Source organism: Acetobacter sp. DmW_043 (genome assembly GCF_002153485.1).
Taxonomy (GTDB): Bacteria; Pseudomonadota; Alphaproteobacteria; order Acetobacterales; family Acetobacteraceae; genus Acetobacter; species Acetobacter thailandicus.
This window is the reverse complement of the sequence record NZ_JOMN01000009.1, coordinates 94,371-115,255: the sequence shown is the minus strand read 5'-3', so window position 1 is coordinate 115,255 and position 20,885 is coordinate 94,371. Positions and strand designations below refer to the sequence as shown.

The 20,885-nt window shown below is 50.3% G+C and carries 17 protein-coding genes, 1 tRNA gene and 1 riboswitch; of the genes, 5 read left to right on the top strand and 13 right to left on the bottom strand.

Going from position 1 to position 20,885, the window contains the following annotated elements; genetic code table 11:
• Positions 1-14: 14 nt before the first annotated feature.
• The 8 genes from gcvT to gyrA form a co-directional block, all read right to left on the bottom strand.
• Positions 15-1,148 (bottom strand): glycine cleavage system aminomethyltransferase GcvT, encoded by a 1,134-nt coding sequence (gene gcvT, locus HK11_RS03530; protein WP_086553951.1) that lies wholly within the window; start codon positions 1,146-1,148, stop codon positions 15-17.
• 177 nt (positions 1,149-1,325) lie between these two features.
• Positions 1,326-1,414: riboswitch (glycine riboswitch) on the bottom strand.
• A 43-nt stretch (positions 1,415-1,457) separates the two neighbouring features.
• On the bottom strand, positions 1,458-2,339 hold the full coding sequence (gene speE / locus HK11_RS03525; protein WP_086553975.1) for a polyamine aminopropyltransferase: 882 nt from the start codon (positions 2,337-2,339) through the stop codon (positions 1,458-1,460).
• A gap of 99 nt (positions 2,340-2,438) precedes the next feature.
• Positions 2,439-2,906 (bottom strand): adenosylmethionine decarboxylase, encoded by a 468-nt coding sequence (gene speD, locus HK11_RS03520; RefSeq protein WP_086553950.1) that lies wholly within the window; start codon positions 2,904-2,906, stop codon positions 2,439-2,441.
• A gap of 142 nt (positions 2,907-3,048) precedes the next feature.
• Positions 3,049-5,415, bottom strand: coding sequence for a hypothetical protein (locus tag HK11_RS03515; protein WP_086553949.1), 2,367 nt, complete (start codon positions 5,413-5,415; stop codon positions 3,049-3,051).
• A gap of 439 nt (positions 5,416-5,854) precedes the next feature.
• Positions 5,855-5,930 (bottom strand) — tRNA-Lys (locus HK11_RS03510).
• A gap of 189 nt (positions 5,931-6,119) precedes the next feature.
• Positions 6,120-6,611 (bottom strand): peptidylprolyl isomerase, encoded by a 492-nt coding sequence (locus HK11_RS03505; RefSeq protein WP_086553948.1) that lies wholly within the window; start codon positions 6,609-6,611, stop codon positions 6,120-6,122.
• Between the two features lie 28 nt (positions 6,612-6,639).
• Positions 6,640-7,179, bottom strand: coding sequence for a pantetheine-phosphate adenylyltransferase (coaD, locus tag HK11_RS03500; RefSeq protein WP_086553947.1), 540 nt, complete (start codon positions 7,177-7,179; stop codon positions 6,640-6,642).
• A complete protein-coding gene (gyrA, locus tag HK11_RS03495) occupies positions 7,176-9,929 on the bottom strand; it encodes a DNA gyrase subunit A (RefSeq protein ID WP_369822916.1) in 2,754 nt (917 codons plus the stop codon). The genes coaD and gyrA overlap by 4 nt, the downstream gene beginning before the upstream one ends.
• A 325-nt stretch (positions 9,930-10,254) precedes the next feature.
• On the opposite strand from gyrA, the gene HK11_RS03490 reads away from it, so the two are divergent.
• A complete protein-coding gene (locus HK11_RS03490) occupies positions 10,255-10,440 on the top strand; it encodes a YqaE/Pmp3 family membrane protein (protein WP_086553945.1) in 186 nt (61 codons plus the stop codon).
• 71 nt (positions 10,441-10,511) lie between these two features.
• Here the strand turns inward: HK11_RS03490 and HK11_RS03485 are convergent, their stop codons facing one another.
• The 4 genes from HK11_RS03485 to truB form a co-directional block, all read right to left on the bottom strand.
• On the bottom strand, positions 10,512-11,930 hold the full coding sequence (locus HK11_RS03485; protein WP_086553944.1) for a nitronate monooxygenase family protein: 1,419 nt from the start codon (positions 11,928-11,930) through the stop codon (positions 10,512-10,514).
• Positions 11,931-11,991: 61 nt separating this feature from the next.
• Positions 11,992-14,151: a polyribonucleotide nucleotidyltransferase gene (gene pnp, locus HK11_RS03480; RefSeq protein WP_086553943.1), complete on the bottom strand. Its 2,160-nt coding sequence runs from the start codon at positions 14,149-14,151 to the stop codon at positions 11,992-11,994.
• A gap of 264 nt (positions 14,152-14,415) precedes the next feature.
• A complete protein-coding gene (gene rpsO, locus HK11_RS03475) occupies positions 14,416-14,685 on the bottom strand; it encodes a 30S ribosomal protein S15 (RefSeq protein WP_086553942.1) in 270 nt (89 codons plus the stop codon).
• 21 nt (positions 14,686-14,706) lie between these two features.
• Positions 14,707-15,621, bottom strand: a complete 915-nt coding sequence (gene truB / locus HK11_RS03470; RefSeq protein ID WP_086553941.1) for a tRNA pseudouridine(55) synthase TruB — start codon at positions 15,619-15,621, stop codon at positions 14,707-14,709.
• Between the two features lie 239 nt (positions 15,622-15,860).
• Here truB and HK11_RS03465 point away from each other — a divergent pair, with 239 nt between their 5' ends.
• The 4 genes from HK11_RS03465 to HK11_RS03450 are packed head-to-tail and all read left to right on the top strand — an operon-like array spanning position 15,861 to position 19,368.
• Positions 15,861-17,030, top strand: coding sequence for an ABC transporter permease (locus tag HK11_RS03465; protein WP_233127804.1), 1,170 nt, complete (start codon positions 15,861-15,863; stop codon positions 17,028-17,030).
• Between the two features lie 2 nt (positions 17,031-17,032).
• Positions 17,033-17,815, top strand: coding sequence for an ABC transporter ATP-binding protein (locus tag HK11_RS03460; RefSeq protein ID WP_086553940.1), 783 nt, complete (start codon positions 17,033-17,035; stop codon positions 17,813-17,815).
• Between the two features lie 6 nt (positions 17,816-17,821).
• Positions 17,822-18,778 (top strand): MlaD family protein, encoded by a 957-nt coding sequence (locus tag HK11_RS03455; RefSeq protein ID WP_086553939.1) that lies wholly within the window; start codon positions 17,822-17,824, stop codon positions 18,776-18,778.
• Entirely contained in the window at positions 18,775-19,368 is a 594-nt protein-coding gene (locus tag HK11_RS03450) for a membrane integrity-associated transporter subunit PqiC (RefSeq protein ID WP_086553938.1), read from the top strand. Before HK11_RS03455 ends, HK11_RS03450 begins: the two co-directional genes overlap by 4 nt.
• A gap of 48 nt (positions 19,369-19,416) precedes the next feature.
• On the opposite strand, the gene HK11_RS03445 is transcribed toward HK11_RS03450, so the two are convergent.
• Positions 19,417-20,838, bottom strand: a complete 1,422-nt coding sequence (locus HK11_RS03445) for a glycosyltransferase family 4 protein (protein ID WP_086553937.1) — start codon at positions 20,836-20,838, stop codon at positions 19,417-19,419.
• Between the last annotated feature and the right edge of the window lie 47 nt (positions 20,839-20,885).

Here is a 20,885-nt window from a genome sequence, read left to right as displayed (position 1 = left end):
GAAAAAACCGGTGCTCAGCGCTTAAAACCAGCCGGCACAAATGGCAGAGCCGCAACGGTGACAGGCACAGCACGACCGCGCAGCTCTGCAAAAAGAGGTGTCTTCAACGCGGTATAAGCACTATCGACATAACCCATCGCAACAGGTGCCCCGACAGTGGGACCAAAAGCGCCAGATGCAATGTGTCCGACCTGCTGTGTTAATGCTTCATCCGCATACAGCTTTGTGCCGTGACGTACAGGCGCCCGCCCCTCAGGGCTCAGGCCAACACGACGGCGGCCTACACCCTGTTCAAGCTGCCTGAGAATAATATCAGCACCAGGGAAACCGCCTTCACGTTTACCACCTGCACGACGTGACTTCTGAACCGACCACTCAAGAGAAGCTTCAACCAGTGTTGTTGTCTCATCAATATCAACACCATACAGGCACAGACCACCTTCGAGACGCAGGCTGTCACGTGCACCGAGGCCGATGAGCTTCACTGAAGGGTGCTCAAGCAGTTTACGAGCAACACGCTCAACATCAGAAGAGGGAACAGAAATTTCAAATCCGTCCTCCCCCGTGTAGCCTGAGCGGGAGATAATGCAGGGCGCGCCATCAACATCAAAAGCCCGCACATCCATAAACGCCATATCTTTAACGTCAGGTACCAGAGCAGCCAGCACCAGCTCTGCTTCAGGCCCCTGAAGAGCAAGAAGCGAGCGGTCTGACAATAGCTCCGTCACACACTCTGTCAGCTCCGCTGTCAGGCGGGCAATATCTGCCTCTTTACAGGCGGCATTCACTACAAGAAGCAGTTCATCATCAAGGCGGGCGACCATCAGATCGTCGAACATGCCACCTGTCTGCGTTGTAAACTGGGTATAACGCTGCCGCCCGTTTTTAAGTGCGAGAATATCTGCCGGCACGAGGCGCTCAAGGGCCAGAGCGGCCGTATCAACATCACCAGAGCGTGCGCGCAAACGCACCTGCCCCATGTGAGACACATCAAACAACCCGGCATGCTGCCGTGTGTGACGATGCTCAGCCATAATACCGTCAGCATACTGCAAAGGCATTGCGTACCCTGCGAAGGGAACCATTTTGCCGCCGGCATCCACATGCAAATTATAAAGAGGAGTATGGAGAAGAGAATCTGTGCTCATGCACGCTGCCTTATGACAAAAGACACGGCAACCCTGCACATTGTTAACTCTGAAAACAGACAGAAAAACAACTCACGGGGCTCCGGATCAGGATAATACCGTCCACTGCCCCTTCTGTCTTTTTGCCTGAGATCGCTATCCCGTCGGCGGGTGAGTTAACACCTCTCTTCAGAAGTTTACTGCACAGGGTCCTTTTGCCTGAGAGTTTCCGGGGCGGTTGCTCCTTCGGCGCCGGCCTTGCAGCCGGTCTCTCCCTCTGTGCAGCTAAACTGGTGACATCATTACGCTAACAAGTCAATCGTGACCTGCTTACTTTACCTTTTTGTCAGCACCTGGCAGGTGGCGCGCAATGTAAGGTGGCAGATTAAACGCACCAACATGAATTTCAGGTGTCCAGTAATCCGTTTTACCCGCAATGCCAGCCTGAACTGCGCGAGCCCGCACTTCCTTTGCATTCTGCTGCGCAGGGTTTTTGCCTTTTGAAGCAATACCAAGTGTCATAAAGCCACCGACATAAGTCGGCACAGCAGCAACATAAGCTGATACATGAGGGAAGAACTGTGCACGACGCGCACTGGTTTCATGCAGCTCATCAGCCTGCATGAACGGCACACCGCACTGATTTACAATCAGCCCCTCGGCTGAAAGGATACGGGCACAGTTTTCGTAGAATTCGTCAGTAAACAGAACTTCGCCAACACCAATCGGGTCAGTGCTGTCAACAATGATCACATCGAACGAGCCATCAGCAGCACGCTTCACATAGTCAATGCCATCACCCACAATTACTTCAGCGCGCGGGTTGTTCCATGCATCACCGGCAATACCTGGCAGATATTTCTTTGAAAGCTCAATAACGCTGCCATCAATCTCAACCATGACTGCTTTTTCAACACCTGGGTGTTCAAGCACACGACGCAGCACACCGCCATCACCCGCGCCGATGATCAGAACACGACGTGGCTCAGCATGCGTAAACAGCGGCACGTGTGTCAGCATTTCCTGATAAACAAACTCATCACGCTCAGTAATCTGCACAACGCCATCAAGCAGAAGAACGCGCCCGTGAGAATCACTCTCGAAAACAACGATATCCTGAAAGTCACTTTTTACGCGGGCCAGTTCTTTAACCACGCGAAAACGCTGACCCCAGTTATCGTACAGGGTTTCTTCTATCCATTGCTGTGTCATGTATTTTATACCCGGTTCATAAAAACGAAGCCAGGACGCGCCACTTTCTGGCATGTCCCGGCTTCGGGCAGACTATCAGAAAAAAGAAAGTGACTGTGCTTACTTAACAGTAACGCGACCGCGACGCTGCTCATCCACTTCAATACGTTTTGCCTGGAAGAGACGCTGCATCACAGGAATAGCCAGATGCGGGTCACAAACACCACACATAAAAATATCCACAGCGGCGAAGTTACGCTCAGGCCATGTGTGGATAGAGATGTGGCTCTCTGCCAGAACGATCACACCTGACACACCACCATTGGGCGTGAAGTGATGAAAGTGACTGTGCAGAATAGTTGCACCCGCAGCAACAGCGGCTTCGCACAATGTACGATCGATCTGTGCCGGGTCATCAAGATTAGTAGCATCCCAAAGATCAATAAGCAGATGCGTGCCTGCAAATTTTTCGCCATCCCTTTCAACGAAATAATCTTTACGATCTTCGTCAAACGATGCGGGAAGAGTAGCTGTCTGGTTATCGCTCGGGAGTTCCGAGACCATCCCCAGTTGAGCAAGTGCGTTCATTGACGTACCCCTAAACCAGTAGATAGCCTGTTGGGCTGAATTGCCCCCTTGGGCCAAGAGGCCCCGTAACTAGGTCCTTATGCCTCCCTGGCGCAAGTGTTTTTTTTATATTTCACAAAAATAAATAAAAAATTAAAATATATCAGTGTGATGGCGGGCGAATCATTGCACCTTTAAACTGGCGTTCGAGAAGGAGATCCGCCTCATGCCCCATGGTCCGCCCGGAAAGAAAATTTTTAAGACGCTGCAGGGTATCTGTATCATGTGCTGAGACAGCATCAGCCGTAAGACGCGCCGCCAGACTTTGCTGCGCCTCAGTCAATGCCCCTGACTGAGGTAACTTCCGAGTCGCCAGACGACCGATAACCAGCACGGCATCAGGCCACTGATAGCTGGCCTCATACAGCTGACCACGCAAATCAAGCCCCTCATCTGTCTCATCATGAGCAAGCAGAGCCAGAGCCTGATCTGCTTTGCCTTTCTTTTTTGCCAGCAGGGCCAGATCATACGTTTTACGGGCTGCCAGAGCCGGAGAAAGGAACTGAGCCGGCATGCTCTCCAGCAACTGACCAGCCTCATCTGTCATCCCCTGAAGCAGAGCAGCGCGTGCCATCAGTTCTTTCGCCTGACTACGCTGTTCAGGTGCTGGGAACAGTACCATCGCCTGACTGAAAATATGCTGCGCTCGCGAAACATTATCAAGCGCCATCAGTAACTGACCATACCCCATCAGTATCTCTGCTTTTTCTGGCCCGTCAGTCAAAAAAGGTAAGTTCTGCCCTGACAGTGCAACTGTATCAGAAATCTGATTTTTCTGCGCAGAGGTAAGCTTTGTTGTATGTTTAATCAGATCAAGCTTCTCAAAAATCATTTTTCTGATGAGCTCGCGATACGCCTGCTCAAGTATATCCTGCGGAATCTCAGGTCCGGGCAACAGAAACGAAAGCATCATCATTGCTGATCTGTACTGCCTGAGCTGCATCAGGGCAGAAGAAAGCCCCAGATATAAAATCTGCCGCGATGATGCCGGTGCAATTCCCGCTTCATCTTCATCTTTCTGAAGACTGATATAATCCTGCACAATTTCATCAGGATAAGCGTGCCCCAGCACCTGCCGTAATCTGATTTGCATGACATGCCCGACAGAAGCCACTCCCCCGGAAGAGGAAGACGCCATCTGATCGAAGATAACCCGGGCGGCATCGCCTTTCTTCTCACGCATGAGTATCAGCCCGCGTACCAGAGCATACACCGGCGTATCAGGCAGATTACCAAGCTGTTTTACTTCGCCATTAGTACCATATCGTATTATAGCTGCCGCCACGGAAGACAAAATCAGATCGCGTAAAGCGTCAGGATATTGTTTAATTTTACTGATATTATCTGCGAGGTCGGGTAAGGTTTCCCAGCTTTTTTTACCAGCCTGCAGGCCATAAAAAGCACGCCAGAGAGTCATATCCGGCATCCCGATCCACCTGGTGTCCGCCAGAATTTCTGCGTCTTTTATTTTCCCGCTTAACAGAGCCACAACACCACTCAGGGCAAGGTTTTGCGGCGAATTTATAACTGCTTCGGCACCGCTTTTCTGAGCCTGTGATAACAACTCCTGTGCAGCTGGAAGATCCCCCGCAGCCAGAGCAGCTCGTACGGCATTAAACAATAAGGAGGGCTTCTCCTGACCTGAACTCTGCCCTGCTTTATCGGCAGCTTCCTTCTGACGATTCTTCAAATTCTGAGGTGTCGTATTCTGCAGCCCCTGGAAAATTAAATCCTGGTTCTGCGCGGTGTTATTAGCGTGAAAGACGAGAGCCCCCCCGACCGGGAGGCGCGTTGACTGAGCAGAAGATAAAACACCCCCTGCATGTGACAGAGAAAAAATAAGGCAGTCAGCATCAGCAATTACCACCACGCCTTCAAGAGAGGCACGCACGCGATAACCAGGACCACTGAAGGGAACTGTCACGCCACCAGATGCCGCTTTTGATGTCATCAACAACAACCGGGCACCTGTAGCAGGGTCAGGAAAAGAAACCACATGACCAGGCTGCGCCAGAGGGAACTCAAGCGCACCAGGCCTTACGACCGGCATCAGCCCGGATTTTGACGAGGCATGCCCGGCGACAAGCTGCCAGCCTCTCGAATCGCGTCGTATGCTCAGCTCAGGATGGGAAGGCAAATGGAACCGGATCAGCGTAGCATGATCAAGAGTGACAATACTCTGATCAGTAAAAGGCCCTGAGATTTTCCTGATACCATCCAGACTCAGCCCGATGCGATCAGCCACAATAATAAAATCATCACCAGACCAGAATGCTGCAATACCAGTCTGATCATCACATGGAATCAGAATAAAAGAATCATTCGGTTTTTGCGTCAGTGTCTCCTGCATCACTGCCACAGGGGGTAATTTATGCAGACCGTCGACTCCCTGTGCTACAGCCGCATCACTTATAGACGACACCGCAATAACCGCAGCTGCGGCTAATCCTGTTTTATAAAAATATCGCACAGAACTCTTAATTCTTTCTGGTCATAATAATTTAAAAAATTTCAGAAATTCCATGCAAATATATTATGCAGGAACGTATTACCCATGTTTTACGGGTCCATTACCACTTTCGATGTTATTATAATAGCAGGGTAAAAAGACCATTTCATACTATTTTAAAGAATATTTTTATCATGTTCTGCAATTACTAACTGAACACATAAGATTATACAGAAAACACATATTCAGACAAACAGAGGTCCGAAAACGTAAATTCATCCCATATGTGACAGATGCATCCACACAACATATTATCTGTGGATAACTGTGTGCATAAACTCTTTAATTTTTCTGCTTTAACATGAATAAAAAAGAAAAAACCCAGTAAAGCTGCCGTTTTTTCACGAGGAAAAATTAGCTTGCTTTTTGTGGAAAATATTTTTTTATAGATGGGGGATAATGGTGAGCCGGGAGGGACTCGAACCCTCGACCATTCGATTAAAAGTCGAATGCTCTACCAACTGAGCTACCGGCTCTCACCAAAGAGAAACACTTTTTAACCCTCTGAGAAGGCGGTGTGTTTCGTTGAAACGCTGTCTAAACGCATCATGCCCCCCCGTCAAGGCGCCTGGGGCATTTTTAACAGAATTAAATGAAAAAATTGCACCAGGAACAAAAAAAGGGAAGGCACCACAGATATGGCACCTTCCCTTTTTTATATAAAATCAGGCAGCGTCAGAGGAGGACGCACGCATCTTCGTAATACGATCCGGGTCTTTCACCTGACCGGACATGCCACTACCAGGCTTGATTTTATCAATAAACTCCATACCTTCGATAACTTCTCCAACAATCGTGTAATCACCATCAAGGTGTGGAGAAGGTTCAAACATAATGAAGAACTGGCTGTTCGCGCTATTTGGATTCGCCGAACGTGCCATGCCCACTGTACCACGCAGGAACTTAGCTTCGTTCGTAAACTCTGCTTTCAGGTCAGGCAGATCACTCCCGCCCATACCAGTACCTGTAGGGTCACCACCCTGGGCCATAAAGCCAGGAATAACACGATGGAACGGGACATTGTCGTAAAAGCCCTGCTCTGAAAGAGTCAGCAGACGCTCAGCAGCCAGAGGCGCCAGATCAGAGCGGAGCTGGATAACAACGCGACCGGCAGGTACGTCCATGTAGAGTTTGTTTTTATCAGAGTCAGATGACATTCTTTTTTCCTCAGACCGCTTTGAGCACTTAACGATCTTTTGCTTGTTTTGCCTTGCTCGCCTGTAAACAGGCCAGCAGACGCTCCTGCGTATATGGGGTCACAAAATGCGAAATATCACCCCCATAACGCGCAACCTCTTTTGTAAAACTTGATGAGATAAACTGAGTTCGCTCAGACGCCATAAGAAAAACTGTCTCAATCGACGAATCCAGACGACGATTAACCCCTGTCATCTGAATCTCATAGTCAAAGTCAGTCAGTGCCCGCAGCCCGCGAATAATAACAGAAGCTCCATGCTGCTTCACCGCATCAACCAGCAAGCAATCGAACGAAACAACGCGAATATCGCATTCCGTCTGTTCAACAACCGGAAGAATCACCTGCTCCATACAGTCTAACCGGTCGGCCAGGGGCATAAGCGGGTTTTTACGGGTATTTTCTGCAACGCCAATAATCAGCTTATCAACAAGTCGCGCAGCACGGGTAATAACGTCAAAATGGCCAGCTGTTACCGGGTCAAACGTACCGGCATAAAAGCCGGTACGCCGCGCCAGAGTCGTTGTCACCCTTCCTGCCCCGCGGCATCAGAGTCCGGAGCCGAAGACACCGGGGCAGACGAGGCTTCGTCAGAACTCTCGCTTTCCTCATCACCATCATCAATCACGGGGAACACACTGGTAACACGCTCATTCTCATTGAGACGGAACAATGTCACACCACTGGCCTGACGCGCCATAACGCGTACCTGATCAACCGGCACACGAATTAAACGTCCTGCATCTGTCACGAGCATCACGTCTGTGCCGTTAAGCACCTGCAGTGTTGCTGCCACTTCGCTCCCGCGCTTGTTCGCCGAGAAGGTCATATTCGTGAAACCCTGACCTCCACGACCGCTAACACGGTAATCGTAAGCTGAAGAACGACGACCAAAACCACCATCGCTCACGGTCAGCAAAATTTCTTCCGCTTCTTCCAGCTCGGCAAACCGCTCTGGCGTGAGAAGGTTCAGAGACTGAGAACCTTCCTCTTCCTCCTCTTTATCCTGAACGACAAGGTCTGCATCCTCCTCATCAGTCAGTTCAGCTGCATTCTCAGCACGGCGTTTCGCATTCGCCATACGCAGATAAGCCGAACGTTCTTCAACCGATGCCTCAACATGATTCAGCACTGAAAGACTGATAACCCTGTCATTTTTACCCAGCTTAATACCGCGTACGCCTGAAGAGCCGCGACCGGCAAATACGCGTACAGTTTCATCCGTAATCTGGAAACGGATGCAACGTGCATTACGGGTCGCCAGGAAGACATCCTGCCCTTCGCGGCAGGTTGCAACACCAATCAGGCTGTCTCCCTCATCCAGCTTCATAGCAATCAGGCCGGAGACACGAATATTACGGAAATCGCTAAGACGGTTACGGCGTACACCACCACTCGCTGTTGCGAAAACAAGGTGCAGGGCTTCCCACAGCTCCTCGTCATGCGGCAAAGGCAGTACAGCCGTAATCGTATCAGTACCAAGGTCAGGCAACAGGTTAACCAGCGCACGGCCTTTGGCTGTGGGGCTGGCTTCCGGCAAACGCCAGACCTTCTCACGATAGGCTTTTCCTCCCGATGAGAAGAACATAACCCACTGATGCGTGTGAGCGTTAAACGAACGCACAACAATATCGTCACCACGTGTGCCAGCACCGGTACGGCCACGGCCACCACGGTTTTGCGCACGGAAGACGTCAAGCGGTGTACGTTTAATAAAGCCATCACGCGTGATCGTTACAACCATCTGACCAGGCTCGATCAGACTTTCATCATCCTGATCACCTGCATAGTCAGAAATTTCGGTTGCACGCGGTGTTGCCACTTCAGCCCGGGCCAGCATCAGCTCATCGTGAAGGACTTCCATACGACGCACGTGGCTGCCGATAATCTCGAGCAGCTCGTTAATGCGAATGGCCACATCAGAAAGCTCTTTCTGAATTTTTTCACGTTCAAGGCCTGTAAGACGCTGCAGACGCAGCTCAAGAATACCGCGTGCCTGAGCCTCTGTCAGCCAGACTTTACCGTCAACAATCTGGTTGCCATCATCATGAATCAGCTCAAGTAGCGGAGCCACTTCACTGGCATCCCACTGGGCCTCCATAAGAGCAGCACGGGCCGCAGCTGCATCGGGCGCACCACGAATCAGAGCGATAACCGCATCAATATTGGCAACCGCAATCACCAGGCCAACCAGAATATGCCCGCGATCACGCGCTTTATTCAGTTCAAAGCGCGAACGACGCAGAATAACTTCTTCGCGGAAAGCAATAAAAGCTGTGAGAACATCTTTCAGGCCCATCAGGCGCGGCTGACCACCATCAAGCGCGAGCATATTCACGCCAAAAGAGGTCTGAAGCTGCGTGAAACGATAGAGCTGATTCAGCACAACCTCAGGGGTCGCATCACGCTTCACCTCGATAACCACGCGCATACCTGAACGATCGGATTCATCGCGGATATCTGCTACACCCTCAACCTGCTTATTGCGTACAAGCTCTGCAATACGCTCCTGCAGGGTAGCCTTATTCACCTGGTACGGGATTTCGGTAATAATGATCGCTTTACGATCTTTCCGAATTTCTTCAATCTCCGCACGGGCACGGATAATCACAGCGCCGCGTCCGGTCGCAAAGGCGTTACGAATACCAGAGCGCCCGAGAATAATACCACCGGTCGGGAAGTCAGGACCGGGGATGTAGGTCATCAGCTCTTCCAGCTCCATAGCCGGATTAGTGATCAGCGCAAGGGTCGCATCAATAACTTCAGCCGGATTATGAGGCGGGATATTGGTTGCCATACCAACAGCAATACCCGTCGCACCATTAATCAGCAGGTTCGGGAAAGCCGCTGGCAGAACTGTTGGTTCCTGCTCGCTTTCATCATAGTTTGGCTGAAAATCAACCGTATCACGGTCAATATCTTCAAGCAGAAATGTTGAAGCACGGGCAAGACGCGCTTCGGTGTAACGCATAGCGGCCGGGCTGTCGCCATCAACCGAACCAAAATTCCCCTGCCCGTCAATCAGCCGGACACGCATCGACCATGACTGCGCCATACGCACCATGGCATCATAAATAGAGGAGTCTCCATGCGGGTGATATTTACCCATAACCTCACCCACTGCACGGGCAGACTTACGGTAAGGCTTATCATGGGTAAAGCCACTCTCATGCATCGCGTAGAGAATACGACGGTGCACAGGCTTAAGGCCATCTCGCACATCAGGAAGTGCACGGCTCACGATTACCGACATCGCATAAGCGAGGTAGGAGGAGCGCATTTCCTCCTCAATCGTGACTGGCAAGAGAGCAGAAGGCTCGGGTGATCCCGGGTGATCAGGGGTATCGGTCAAGGTTTCATCCGTTCTGTCATGCCGCGTACCCGAGCAGCCAGGTACGCCTGAAGTAAATACATATCAGGCAATTCGCCAGGCAAGGCCGGGCGCCTGCTTAAACACCTGACAGGCAATGGACAATTTTTAGCACAAAATTGTGCCCGAACCTAGGGCAGGCATTTGTTTTCTGTTTTTTCCTCTACACCGAGAAAGAAGCACTGTATGCTACAGAACGTTGGCTCATTTTTACAAACCAGCGAGAAAACACACTATGCGTCTCCTTATAGCTCTTATCCTGCCATGGCTGTTATTTTTTACAATCAAACGCCCATTTGCAGGAATCATCTGCCTCATTTTGCATCTGACCATCATCGGCTGGGTGCCGGCAGCAATCTGGGCCGTTTATGCTCTGAATCAGTATGAAACAGACCAGAAACTTGCTCGCCTGGGTCGATGACCTGCAATAAGGTGATATAAAAAAAGCAGCCCTGACAGGCTGCTTTTTTAACATTTATATATCAGAAACCATCATCTCCCGCTGACAATTCTGTCAACGAGCTGCTGGACTGTTGGCACAAAACCATTCGCATAAAACGGATCTGAGCCAAAACGCCAGGCGTTTGTACCACCAAACATCAGATTATGATCCATAACAGCAGGACCATCAGCTACTGATGCATGGGCCGCATTTTGCAATGTTTTCTGAATACAGAAAGAACGCGGATCAGCTTTTCGGCCTGTAGAATAAGAAGGCCCGCGCTGGCTCCAGTTTGAGAATTTACATTCAGACAGACAACCCATGCATGCAACCTGATCAGCAACAATCTCACGCGCCTGGTCAGGTGTCACAAAGACAAGTGTTGAATCCGGGGTACGCAGTGCCTCTGTAAAGCCCTGCTGTTCCCAGCTCTGCATACGGGCGGCATCTTCTGCTGAGACAAAAATCTCACGCCTGCGCGCACCAATACCATAAGCCGTATTATGAACGTCAGTCTGCTCAGACGAAATACTAACCTGACGTTCTGAACGTGCTCTCAGATCCTGCAGGAAGCTATTATTAACCGCTGAGGAGTAAAATCCTGTCGGAGAAAAACGATTAAGATAAACGTCACCCTTTTTAAGAGTGAGCAACCGTTTTTTCCACGCATCAGGAATCGGGCTTTCCTGGGTCAGAAGCGGACGCGTACCAAACTGGAACACAACAGGCCCCAGCTCAGGATTATCAATCCAGTCCTGCCACTCTTCTAACCACCATACCCCGCCAGCCATGATAACCGGCACATGATCAAGGCCAAAACTACGCATAAGCTTACGCAGGGCAGCTACACGCTGGTATGGTTCTTCCGGGCTAAGTGGGTTTTCAGTATTAGAAAGCCCGTTATGCCCGCCGGCACGCCAGGGGTCTTCATACACAACGCCACCCAGCATGTCTGAAGCTTTGCTGTAAGAGCGCTTCCATAACGCATTAAATGCGCGTGCAGATGACACGATGGGGTAGTAGTACACCCCATGCTGTGCAGCGATCTCTGACAAACGATAGGGCATGCCCGCACCACAGGTCACACCATGAATGAGACCTTTAGCGCCTGACAGAACACCTTCTATAACATGCTCCGCCCCACCCATTTCCCACAGGATGTTTGCGTGGATACGTCCTTTTCCACCTGCCATCTCGTGAGCAATACGTGCCTGCGCGATACCGCCACGAACAGCATATTCTATCAGCTCTTCATGACGTTCACGCCGGGTGCGGCCATGGTAAATCTGGGGAATAATATTCCCCTCTTCATCATAACTATCTGCGTTCACAAGTGAAATCGTACCCGCACCGCCGGCCGCAGCCCAGGCCCCGGCCGAAGCTCCGGTAGAAACTGAAACACCTTTGCCACCTTCAATCAGTGGCAAAATTTCAGCTCCACCTATACGAACTGCATTGATCGACTTCATTCTTATCCTATCGTCGTTATGTCTGTCAGGATCAGCTGCTACCAAACCTCAGAGAAGAGGTTTATTCAGCATCCCGGCGCGGCGCACGACCAGGCTTTTCGCCTGCGATGTCTGTAATATCAGCACCGGTCTCCTGATTAACAACACGCATCGAAAGCTTAACTTTACCGCGGTCATCAAACCCGATCACTTTTACCTTCACAGCATCTCCCTGCTTAACAACATCGGTGGTTTTACCCACACGACCCTGTGTCAGCTCAGAGATATGCACTAACCCGTCCCGTGCACCAAGGAAGTTTACAAAAGCTCCGAAATCAGCTGTCTTTACGACTTTACCATCATAAATACGGCCAATTTCCGGCTCAGCTACAATACCATTAATACGCTCAATCGCTTTATTCGCCTGCTCTTCAGACATCGCAGCGATAGTAATAGTACCATCATCTCCGATATCGACCTTCGCACCCGAATATTCAACAATCTCACGAATAACTTTACCACCGGAACCAATCACATCACGAATTTTTTCGCGTGGAACGCTCATAGTGGTGATTTTTGGTGCTGTGGTAGAAACGCCTGAACGGCCTTCTGTCAGTGCACGGCTCATTTCACCCAGAATATGCATTCTGCCATCACGAGCCTGTTCAAGAGCGATCTTCATGATCTCAGGTGTGATTGAGGTGATTTTAATGTCCATCTGCAGAGCTGTAACACCCTGATCAGTTCCGGCCACTTTAAAGTCCATATCGCCAAGATGATCTTCATCACCCAGAATGTCTGACAGAACAGCAAAATTTTTGCCTTCTTTAATCAGACCCATAGCAATACCAGCAACAGGACGCTTCAGCGGCACACCGGCATCCATCAGAGCCAGCGAGCTGCCACACACTGTAGCCATAGAAGAAGAACCATTGCTTTCTGTGATCTCAGAAACAACACGCAGCGTATAAGGGAATTCTTTACGTGTTGGCAGCAGTGGATGCAGTGCACGCCATGCCAGCTTACCATGCCCGATTTCACGACGACCAGGAGAGCCAACGCGACCACACTCACCAACAGAGTATGGAGGGAAGTTATAATGCAGCAGGAAGTTTGTGCGATATTCGCCTTCAAGTGCGTCAATCACCTGTTCATCCTGAGCTGTACCAAGCGTGGTTACAACCAGAGCCTGAGTTTCACCGCGGGTAAACAGAGAAGAACCGTGAGCGCGTGGCAGAATACCAACTTCTGAAACGATCGGACGCACAGTGACCAGGTCGCGGCCGTCAATACGCAGGCCTGTTTTCAGCACAGCGGTACGTACAACGTCAGCCTCAAGGTCTTTAAGCATTGGTTTAGCGGCGTCAACATCGAGCTCTTCAGCTGTCAGCTTCTCAAGAATTGCTTCTTTCGCTGCACCAATTTTCTCATAACGCGCCTGCTTTTGCTTTTCTTTATAAGCTTCAGCAAAAAGCTTACGGCCTACTTTATCAACACGCGTACGCAGTTTCTGGGCTTCTTTTGATTCTTCAGGCAGATCCCACGGTGCTTTTGCAGCATGCTCAGCCAGAGAAATAATCGCATCAAGCACTGTCTGGAACGCTTTATGGCCAAAAGTAACGGCTTCAAGCATTACTTCTTCAGACAGTTCAGAAGCTTCTGATTCCACCATCAGAACGCCGTCGGCTGTACCTGCAACGACGAGATCAAGATCGGTATCTTTCATCTGCTCAAGAGTAGGGTTGAGCAGGAATGCACCATCTTTATATGCAACGCGTGCACCAGCAACCGGCCCGAAGAACGGAATACCAGACAATGTGAGTGCTGCTGAGCAGCCGATCAACGCAGCGATGGAAGGGTCATTTTCCATATCATGCGTGAGAACAGTCGCAATGACCTGCACTTCATTACGGAAGTTTTCAGGGAACAGCGGACGGATCGGACGGTCAATAAGGCGGGAAACCAGAGTTTCATTCTCTGACGGACGACCTTCACGCTTAAAGAAACCACCAGGAATTTTGCCCGCAGCATAGGCTTTTTCCTGATAATTAACAGTCAGAGGAAAGAAGTCCTGACCGGCTTTAACTGATTTTGCCCCAACAGCAGTACACAGTACAACAGTCTCACCGTAGGTTACGACAACTGCACCATCAGCCTGCCGGGCAATTTTGCCGGTTTCAAGAATCAGAGGGCGACCGCCCCACTCAATTTCTTTACGAAAATATTTAAAATCAATGCTCATTCAGCTCTGCTTTCGTTTTCAGTACCATCAGATTACAAAAAAACAGGTCAAACAGAAACTAACATAAACAGACAGCATCTCGGACGGCATGGAGACTGGCATGATTGCCCAGGCACCATGTGGTCGGAAACGCTGTGGTCCGGAAACTTCTGTTATCCCTCTTTATATCTGCAATCAGACTGACTGGTAATAAATCAAAAATAACACAAACAATGCGACAAGATTGTGAGGAAACGCAGCGATGCGCTCCCTCACGCTCAGCTTTTAGCGGCGCAGACCCAGACGGGCAATCAGTGCCTGGTAACGGGCAACGCTTTTACCGCGCAGATAGTCAAGAAGGCTACGACGGCGACCAACCAGAATCAGCAGACCACGGCGAGAGTGGAAGTCTTTCGCATGTTCTTTGAGATGTTCGGTCAGGTTGTTAATCCGCTCGGTCAGGATCGCGACCTGAACTTCAGGTGAACCCGTATCACCAGGTGAGGTCTGGTATTCGCTTATCAGTGCTGAGCGGCGTTCTGCAGTAATCGACATCACATATCTCCATTCAAAAAATCAGAAAATGCGTACCGGGCGCAGCAATCCGTCTCGCAGACGGCACAGCCCCAGCACACGCTCCCCCGTCATTGCCCGAATGGGTTCACCTTCACCAACCTCGGGGACACGCCCTTCAAGATCGGCAAGGCTCAGAGCCCGCCCATGCAATACAGAGGCTGCTTCATCCTCAGTCAGGGCCAGCGCCGGGATGTCGGCCAGCACGGTCGCAACCGGATAAAGCAGCTCCGGAGCAGTAGAGGATTTCTCATCATTTGTCACGAGCTTGTCGAGCGTTATTGCATCAGCTTCAGTAAAAGGACCAACCCTCAGCCGCCGAAGGGCCGTAATATACCCCACTGTACCGCAGGCGAGCGCCACATCACGCGCCAGAGCACGCATATAAACACCCTTCCCGGACTCGACTTCAAATATAGCCGTATCCCGATCTACACGCTCAATCAGTTCGAATCTGTCCACCCGTGCCGGGCGTGGCGGCAATTCGGGAGGCCTGCCTGCACGTGCCATATCATAAGAGCGCTGACCACCAACTTTAAGGGCTGAAAATACCGGAGGCACCTGCATAATATCGCCGGTCAGCGCCGGCAGAGCCGCCCGCAGCTCATCATCATCCGGACGAATAGCAGAATACCCCGTAACCGCACCTTCTGCGTCATCGCTGTCACGCGATTCACCCATTCTCAGGGTAAAGCGGTATACTTTTCTGCCATCCATTATATACGGTACTGTTTTTGTTGCCTTACCAAAGGCAATCGGCAACAGGCCGGTTGCCAGTGGATCAAGAGTACCTCCGTGACCAGCCTTACGGGCATCAAGCAGATAACGGGCACGCCCGACAACCTGTGTCGATGTCATACCTGAGGGTTTATCAATCACCAGCCAGCCATCAACTGGCATACCACGCTTGCGCCCCATGCATTCCCCCTCAGTTCGCACTCAATATCCTGCCTGGATATTTTCTGCCCTGTTATGGCAGAAAGCAGCCACTAGCGGAGCACACCCACTCCCGCAATAAAAAATTAATTACGTCATCCCAGGAAAAAATATCTTTAAAGAGCTTAGTGTTATCTGCTGCTGAATTATGGAAAAAAATTCACATTTTCATGATACGGGCTGGTCAGGTTAGTTTTTCTGCCTTAATGTCGTCACATATCATGACCAGCACACAGCCCCCATTGCCTTCAGAGGCCCGCACCGCACCGCCAGGAGGACCAGAATGGTCTCTTGATGTGCATGACACGACGATGGTCCTGTATGTTGGCGGAAACTGGAATAGCAGAAGCGATGATATTCCAGTTTTTAACACTGAGCATCTGAACGGGGGAACACCCTGTAAAAGCTGTGTCATTGATACGCAGGCTCTGGGCAGATGGGACTCCGGCTTCATCTCTTTCCTGTGGGATGTAAAACAAAAAGTAGCCGCAGCGCAGCTTGAACTGGACGATTCAGCCCTGCCCCCGGCAGCAAGAAATCTTCTTTCTCTGCTCCCGCAAAAAGCGGTGGAAGTAGCGGCCGATTATAAAAAGCCTCTGCCTTTCTTCGAAAAAGTCGGTGACAAAACACTTCAGACCCTTGAAGAGACTGGCACTCTCACAGATCTGGGCATTCAGACTGTTAAAGGAACCCTTCAGGCTCTGCGCGGCAAAAGCCGGATGCGGGTGAAAGACCTGGCTACAGATATCTGGAATGCCGGCCCCTCAGCCCTGCTGATTGTCGGAATTGTTAATTTTCTTATTGGTGCTATTCTGGCTTTTGTCGGGCTGATCGAATTACGCCGCTTCGCAGCAGAGATATATGTTGCGAACCTGGTTGGCATCGCATGTGCCCGTGAAATTTCTGCCATCATGACCGCCATTATTATGGCTGGCCGCACCGGCGGCGCTTACGCTGCGCGCATTTCGACAATGCAGGCCAATGAAGAGATTGACGCTCTGCAGGTCTTTGGCATTCCTGTCTCCACCTACATTCTGCTGCCTTCCATCCTCTCACTGTCTGTGATGATGCCTGTACTCTACGTATACGGTACGCTTATCGCTATTCTGGGTGGTTTCGTCGTGTCTATGACCATGATGAGCACCTCAGCCATTGGCTACTGGGTCACCACCATAAACGGTGTCTCCTTACATGAATTCGTGTTTGGATTTGTAAAGGCGTTTTTCTTTGCAGGCTATATTGGCCTGACCTCATGCCGGGTTGGTCTTAAAGCCGGGCGCAGCGCAGCAGATGTTGGTATTGCAGCAACCCGGGCTGTCGTGATTGGCATTGTCGGTATTATCGCTATGGATGCCGTATTTGCTGTCATTGCCAAAGTGCTGGACTTCTGACCATGACACACGATGAAACACTTATTTCAGTCCGTGATCTGAAAATTGCTTTTGGCCCTAAGCTTATTCAGCAAAATATTTCCTTCGACCTGAGGCGTGGATCTATTTTTGCCGTTATGGGCGGGTCAGGCTGCGGCAAAAGTACGCTGCTGAAAAGTATGATCGGATTGTTACGCCCTGCATCCGGGCAGATTCTGCTGGGTGGCGAGGATTACTGGGCACAGAACGAACAAAGACGCACAGAGCTTAACCACCGCTTTGGCGTGTTGTTTCAGAGTGGTGCCCTGTGGAGCTCAATGACAATCGGTGAAAACGTCGCCCTGCCTATGGAGATGTTCACCTCTTTCTCTGCAGACATGATCCATCGCCTGGTTAAGCTGAAACTCGGTCTGGTCGGTATGGAGCATGCCATCAACCTGATGCCTTCTGAAATCTCGGGTGGTATGCGCAAACGCGCAGGGCTTGCCCGTGCCATTGCCCTCGACCCCGATATCCTGTTTTTTGATGAACCGTCGGCTGGGCTTGACCCCATTACTTCTGCCAGACTGGATGAACTGATCCTGACTCTCCGTGACGGGCTTGGCGCAACGATTGTTATCGTCAGTCACGAACTCCCAAGCCTGTTTAAGCTTGCGGATGATGGTATTTTTCTTGATGCCCAGGCGCGCGAACCTATTGCGCATGGTGCACCTCGTGCCCTGCGCGACCACAACACAAACCCGACGGTCGTTTCTTTTATGAACCGTGCAGCAGACCTCTCATCTGCCCCCCAAACAAGAGGCTAATCGACTATGGCTGATACACATCACCGTAAAACTTTGCTTGGCGTCTTTGTCACCGGCGGTGCAGCACTGGGGCTGGGCATTATCATTTCATTTGGCCATATGAGACTGTTCACACCGACCCGTGAAGCCGTCGTAATTTTTCAGAGTTCAATTAACGGGCTTAGCCTGGGCGCTCCGGTAACTTTTCGCGGGGTTAAAGTCGGTTCTGTTCAGAACATCAAGCTCTCTTTTGATCCGCAGGATTATAAAGCCTATATTCCGGTGACTATCACGCTTGACCCCGACCAGGTTCATGTTGTTGACGGCTCAAACAAGAACTCCCCGGTTGACGTCAACAAACTCATTGCCAATGGCCTGCATGCTGAACTGAACATGCAAAGTTTTGTAACAGGCCAGTACAATATTAATCTTGATTTTGATAAAAATGCGCCCAGAAATCTGCATCCGCGCATTGCAACATTGCCGGAAATTCCTGTTCGCCTTTCTGATGTTGAAAAGCTCAGAACCTCACTTGGTCAGATACCCTTTAATAAAATTGCTGACCGTGCAGACAATACGCTTGCGTCAGCCAATTTACTCCTGGCCAGCCTGAATAAAGATCTTCCTCCTCTTATTTCAAGCCTGAAAACAACATCTGATGACTCGCATCAGACATTAACGGTTACCACCGAGGCGATCCGCAACCTGCAAACAAAGCTGGATGCGACATTAATCCATCTTGATACCCTGCTTGAAACCAGTAACTCTCAGCTCAATTCCCGTGGTGAAGACCTGCACAAAACACTGGTCTCTGCCACAAAGACGCTCGATTCATTGCAGGGTATGCTCTCGCCTCGTTCTGTTGACCGCGCCAACATGGATGCCGCCTTACGCGACATCGCCGCCGCCGCGGCGTCACTCCGTGGCTTTGCTGGCGATGTTGAACGTAATCCGCAACTCCTTCTGATGGGACGCCGCAAATGACATTCCTGATCCGTCGCCTTGCTCTGCCTGCTATGGGTGTGTCGCTGCTGCTGGCCGGCTGCGCCTCCTCAGCCCCGCCATTGAGTTTTTATACACTGGGCACACCCAACGGGCCTGCGGCAGCATCTCTGCCATCTTTATCAGCGCATACACCAACCGTTCAGATCGCGCGGGTTGTTTTGCCTGATTATATGGACACGCAGGATATGGTGCTGCGTGATCAGGAAAAAATAGTCCGCAGCGATAAAGGGCGCTGGGCTACAAGGCTTTCGGTCGGCGTTACCGATTTGATTACAAATCAGATCGCTCTCTCCCACCCTGACGAACTTATTACAGATCAGCCCGTCCCTGAAGCTGCCACCTGGCGGGTACAGATTAATATATCACGCTTTGATATTGATACGCATGGCCAGGCTGTACTCGACGCTAACTGGAGTGTACTGCCTGCAGATATGAAGCAGCCCATTGTGAAGCAAAGAGCACACATTGTAACTTCAGGCTCAGTCAGTTCAGATGCAAATGTCGCAAGCCTGATGCGTAAGCTGGTTGTTATCCTGGCGGGTCAGATTAATAGCTCCCTGCCCTCATAAAGTTTGAAAGACCTGATATCTGATGCAACACAGATATCAGGCAAAACCTCACGCAGGTTTAAGAGGCGCTTTGCGTCCCTTCATGTTGCGTGACATTCTGACAGATGTTTTTTTACTCGCAGCGGCACTGGCTGACGCCACCTTCCGTGTTGTCTTCCCCCTGGCAGGCGCTTTAACTGCATGAGATTTTTTTGATGCAGGTTCCTGAGAAATAACCTCAGGTTTATCTTTTTTCAGACGGCTAGCATTATCTGTAATGATGTGGTCGATCAGTTTTTTATATTCTGCAATAGAATGCTCTATATTCAGAGAATGTTCAGCCTCAGCCCGCGCCCCTTTACGAATAGTACGGGCCAGCACTTTGTCATTAAGTACCCTGACGATACCATCAGCAATCGCTTCAGGCTCATGGAAAGGTACCAGAACACCTGTCTCTCCATCCCTGATAAGTTCTCTGACCGGGGCTGTATCACTCCCGACAATTGCACAACCAGCAGCCATCGCCTCACGCAGAGACCATGACACCACAAACGGATAAGTCAGATAAACATGAGCATCAGAGCGTTTGATAAGTGTCAGGAAAGTCTCGTACTGCACCTTGCCAAGAAAATGTACACGAGAGAGGTCTGTCTGCCCCTCAAGCTCACGTAGCATAATCTCACGCCAGCAGCCTGCTGGCAGCTTCGCCCCGTAACTGATCTCATCACCACCTACCAGCAACACCCTGACATCTGGTTCCTGCTCAAGCAGGCTGGGAAGTGCACGCATAAACACATGAAAACCACGATAAGGCTCAAGGCCACGAGCGACGTAAGTAACAAGCTTATCTTTTGGTTTGATCGTTATATCACCAAAAACGACGTCTTTTCGGGCAAGTGTTTTATCAGCTTTACACTTTTCAAGATTAACACCCTCTTTTAGCACATGAATTTTTTTCTGTGCCCAATCAGGATACGTACTTAGCTGAAAAAGAGTAGGTGTCTGTCCATAACCGGGGTTGTTAAGTGCCAGAAGATTAATTGCATTCTTTGCCCGCACCAGCGACCTGAAAGCCTGATCCATAGGAAACTCAGGGTCAAAATCGACATCAAACCCGGGGCCTGAATGATAATAAAATTCGAAATAACCCAGCACAGGTACATCAGGATAAACATCCTGCATGTTCAGCAATTCACCCCAGCCATGGTGGCCGATAATAATATCTGGTGTGAAACCAAGCTGCCTGAGTGTCACAGCCGCAGCAGCGACTGCTTCAGCACGGATCATACCAGCTTCAAGTTCTTTTACGCCTGAATGGGCGCCTTCAGCGACAGGACGGGGCATACGGTAACGAACCCGCCGGACACCGGAGATAACATTATCATTATCTTCACTGATAAAAACAATTTCATGCTTCTCCTCGCGTGCAAGGTGCCTCACGAGATGTAAATACTGACCAGGAAAATTCTGGTGTACAAAAAGATACTTCAAGAAAAATACCTATAATATTTATTTTAATAATAAATGAAAAACCCGGC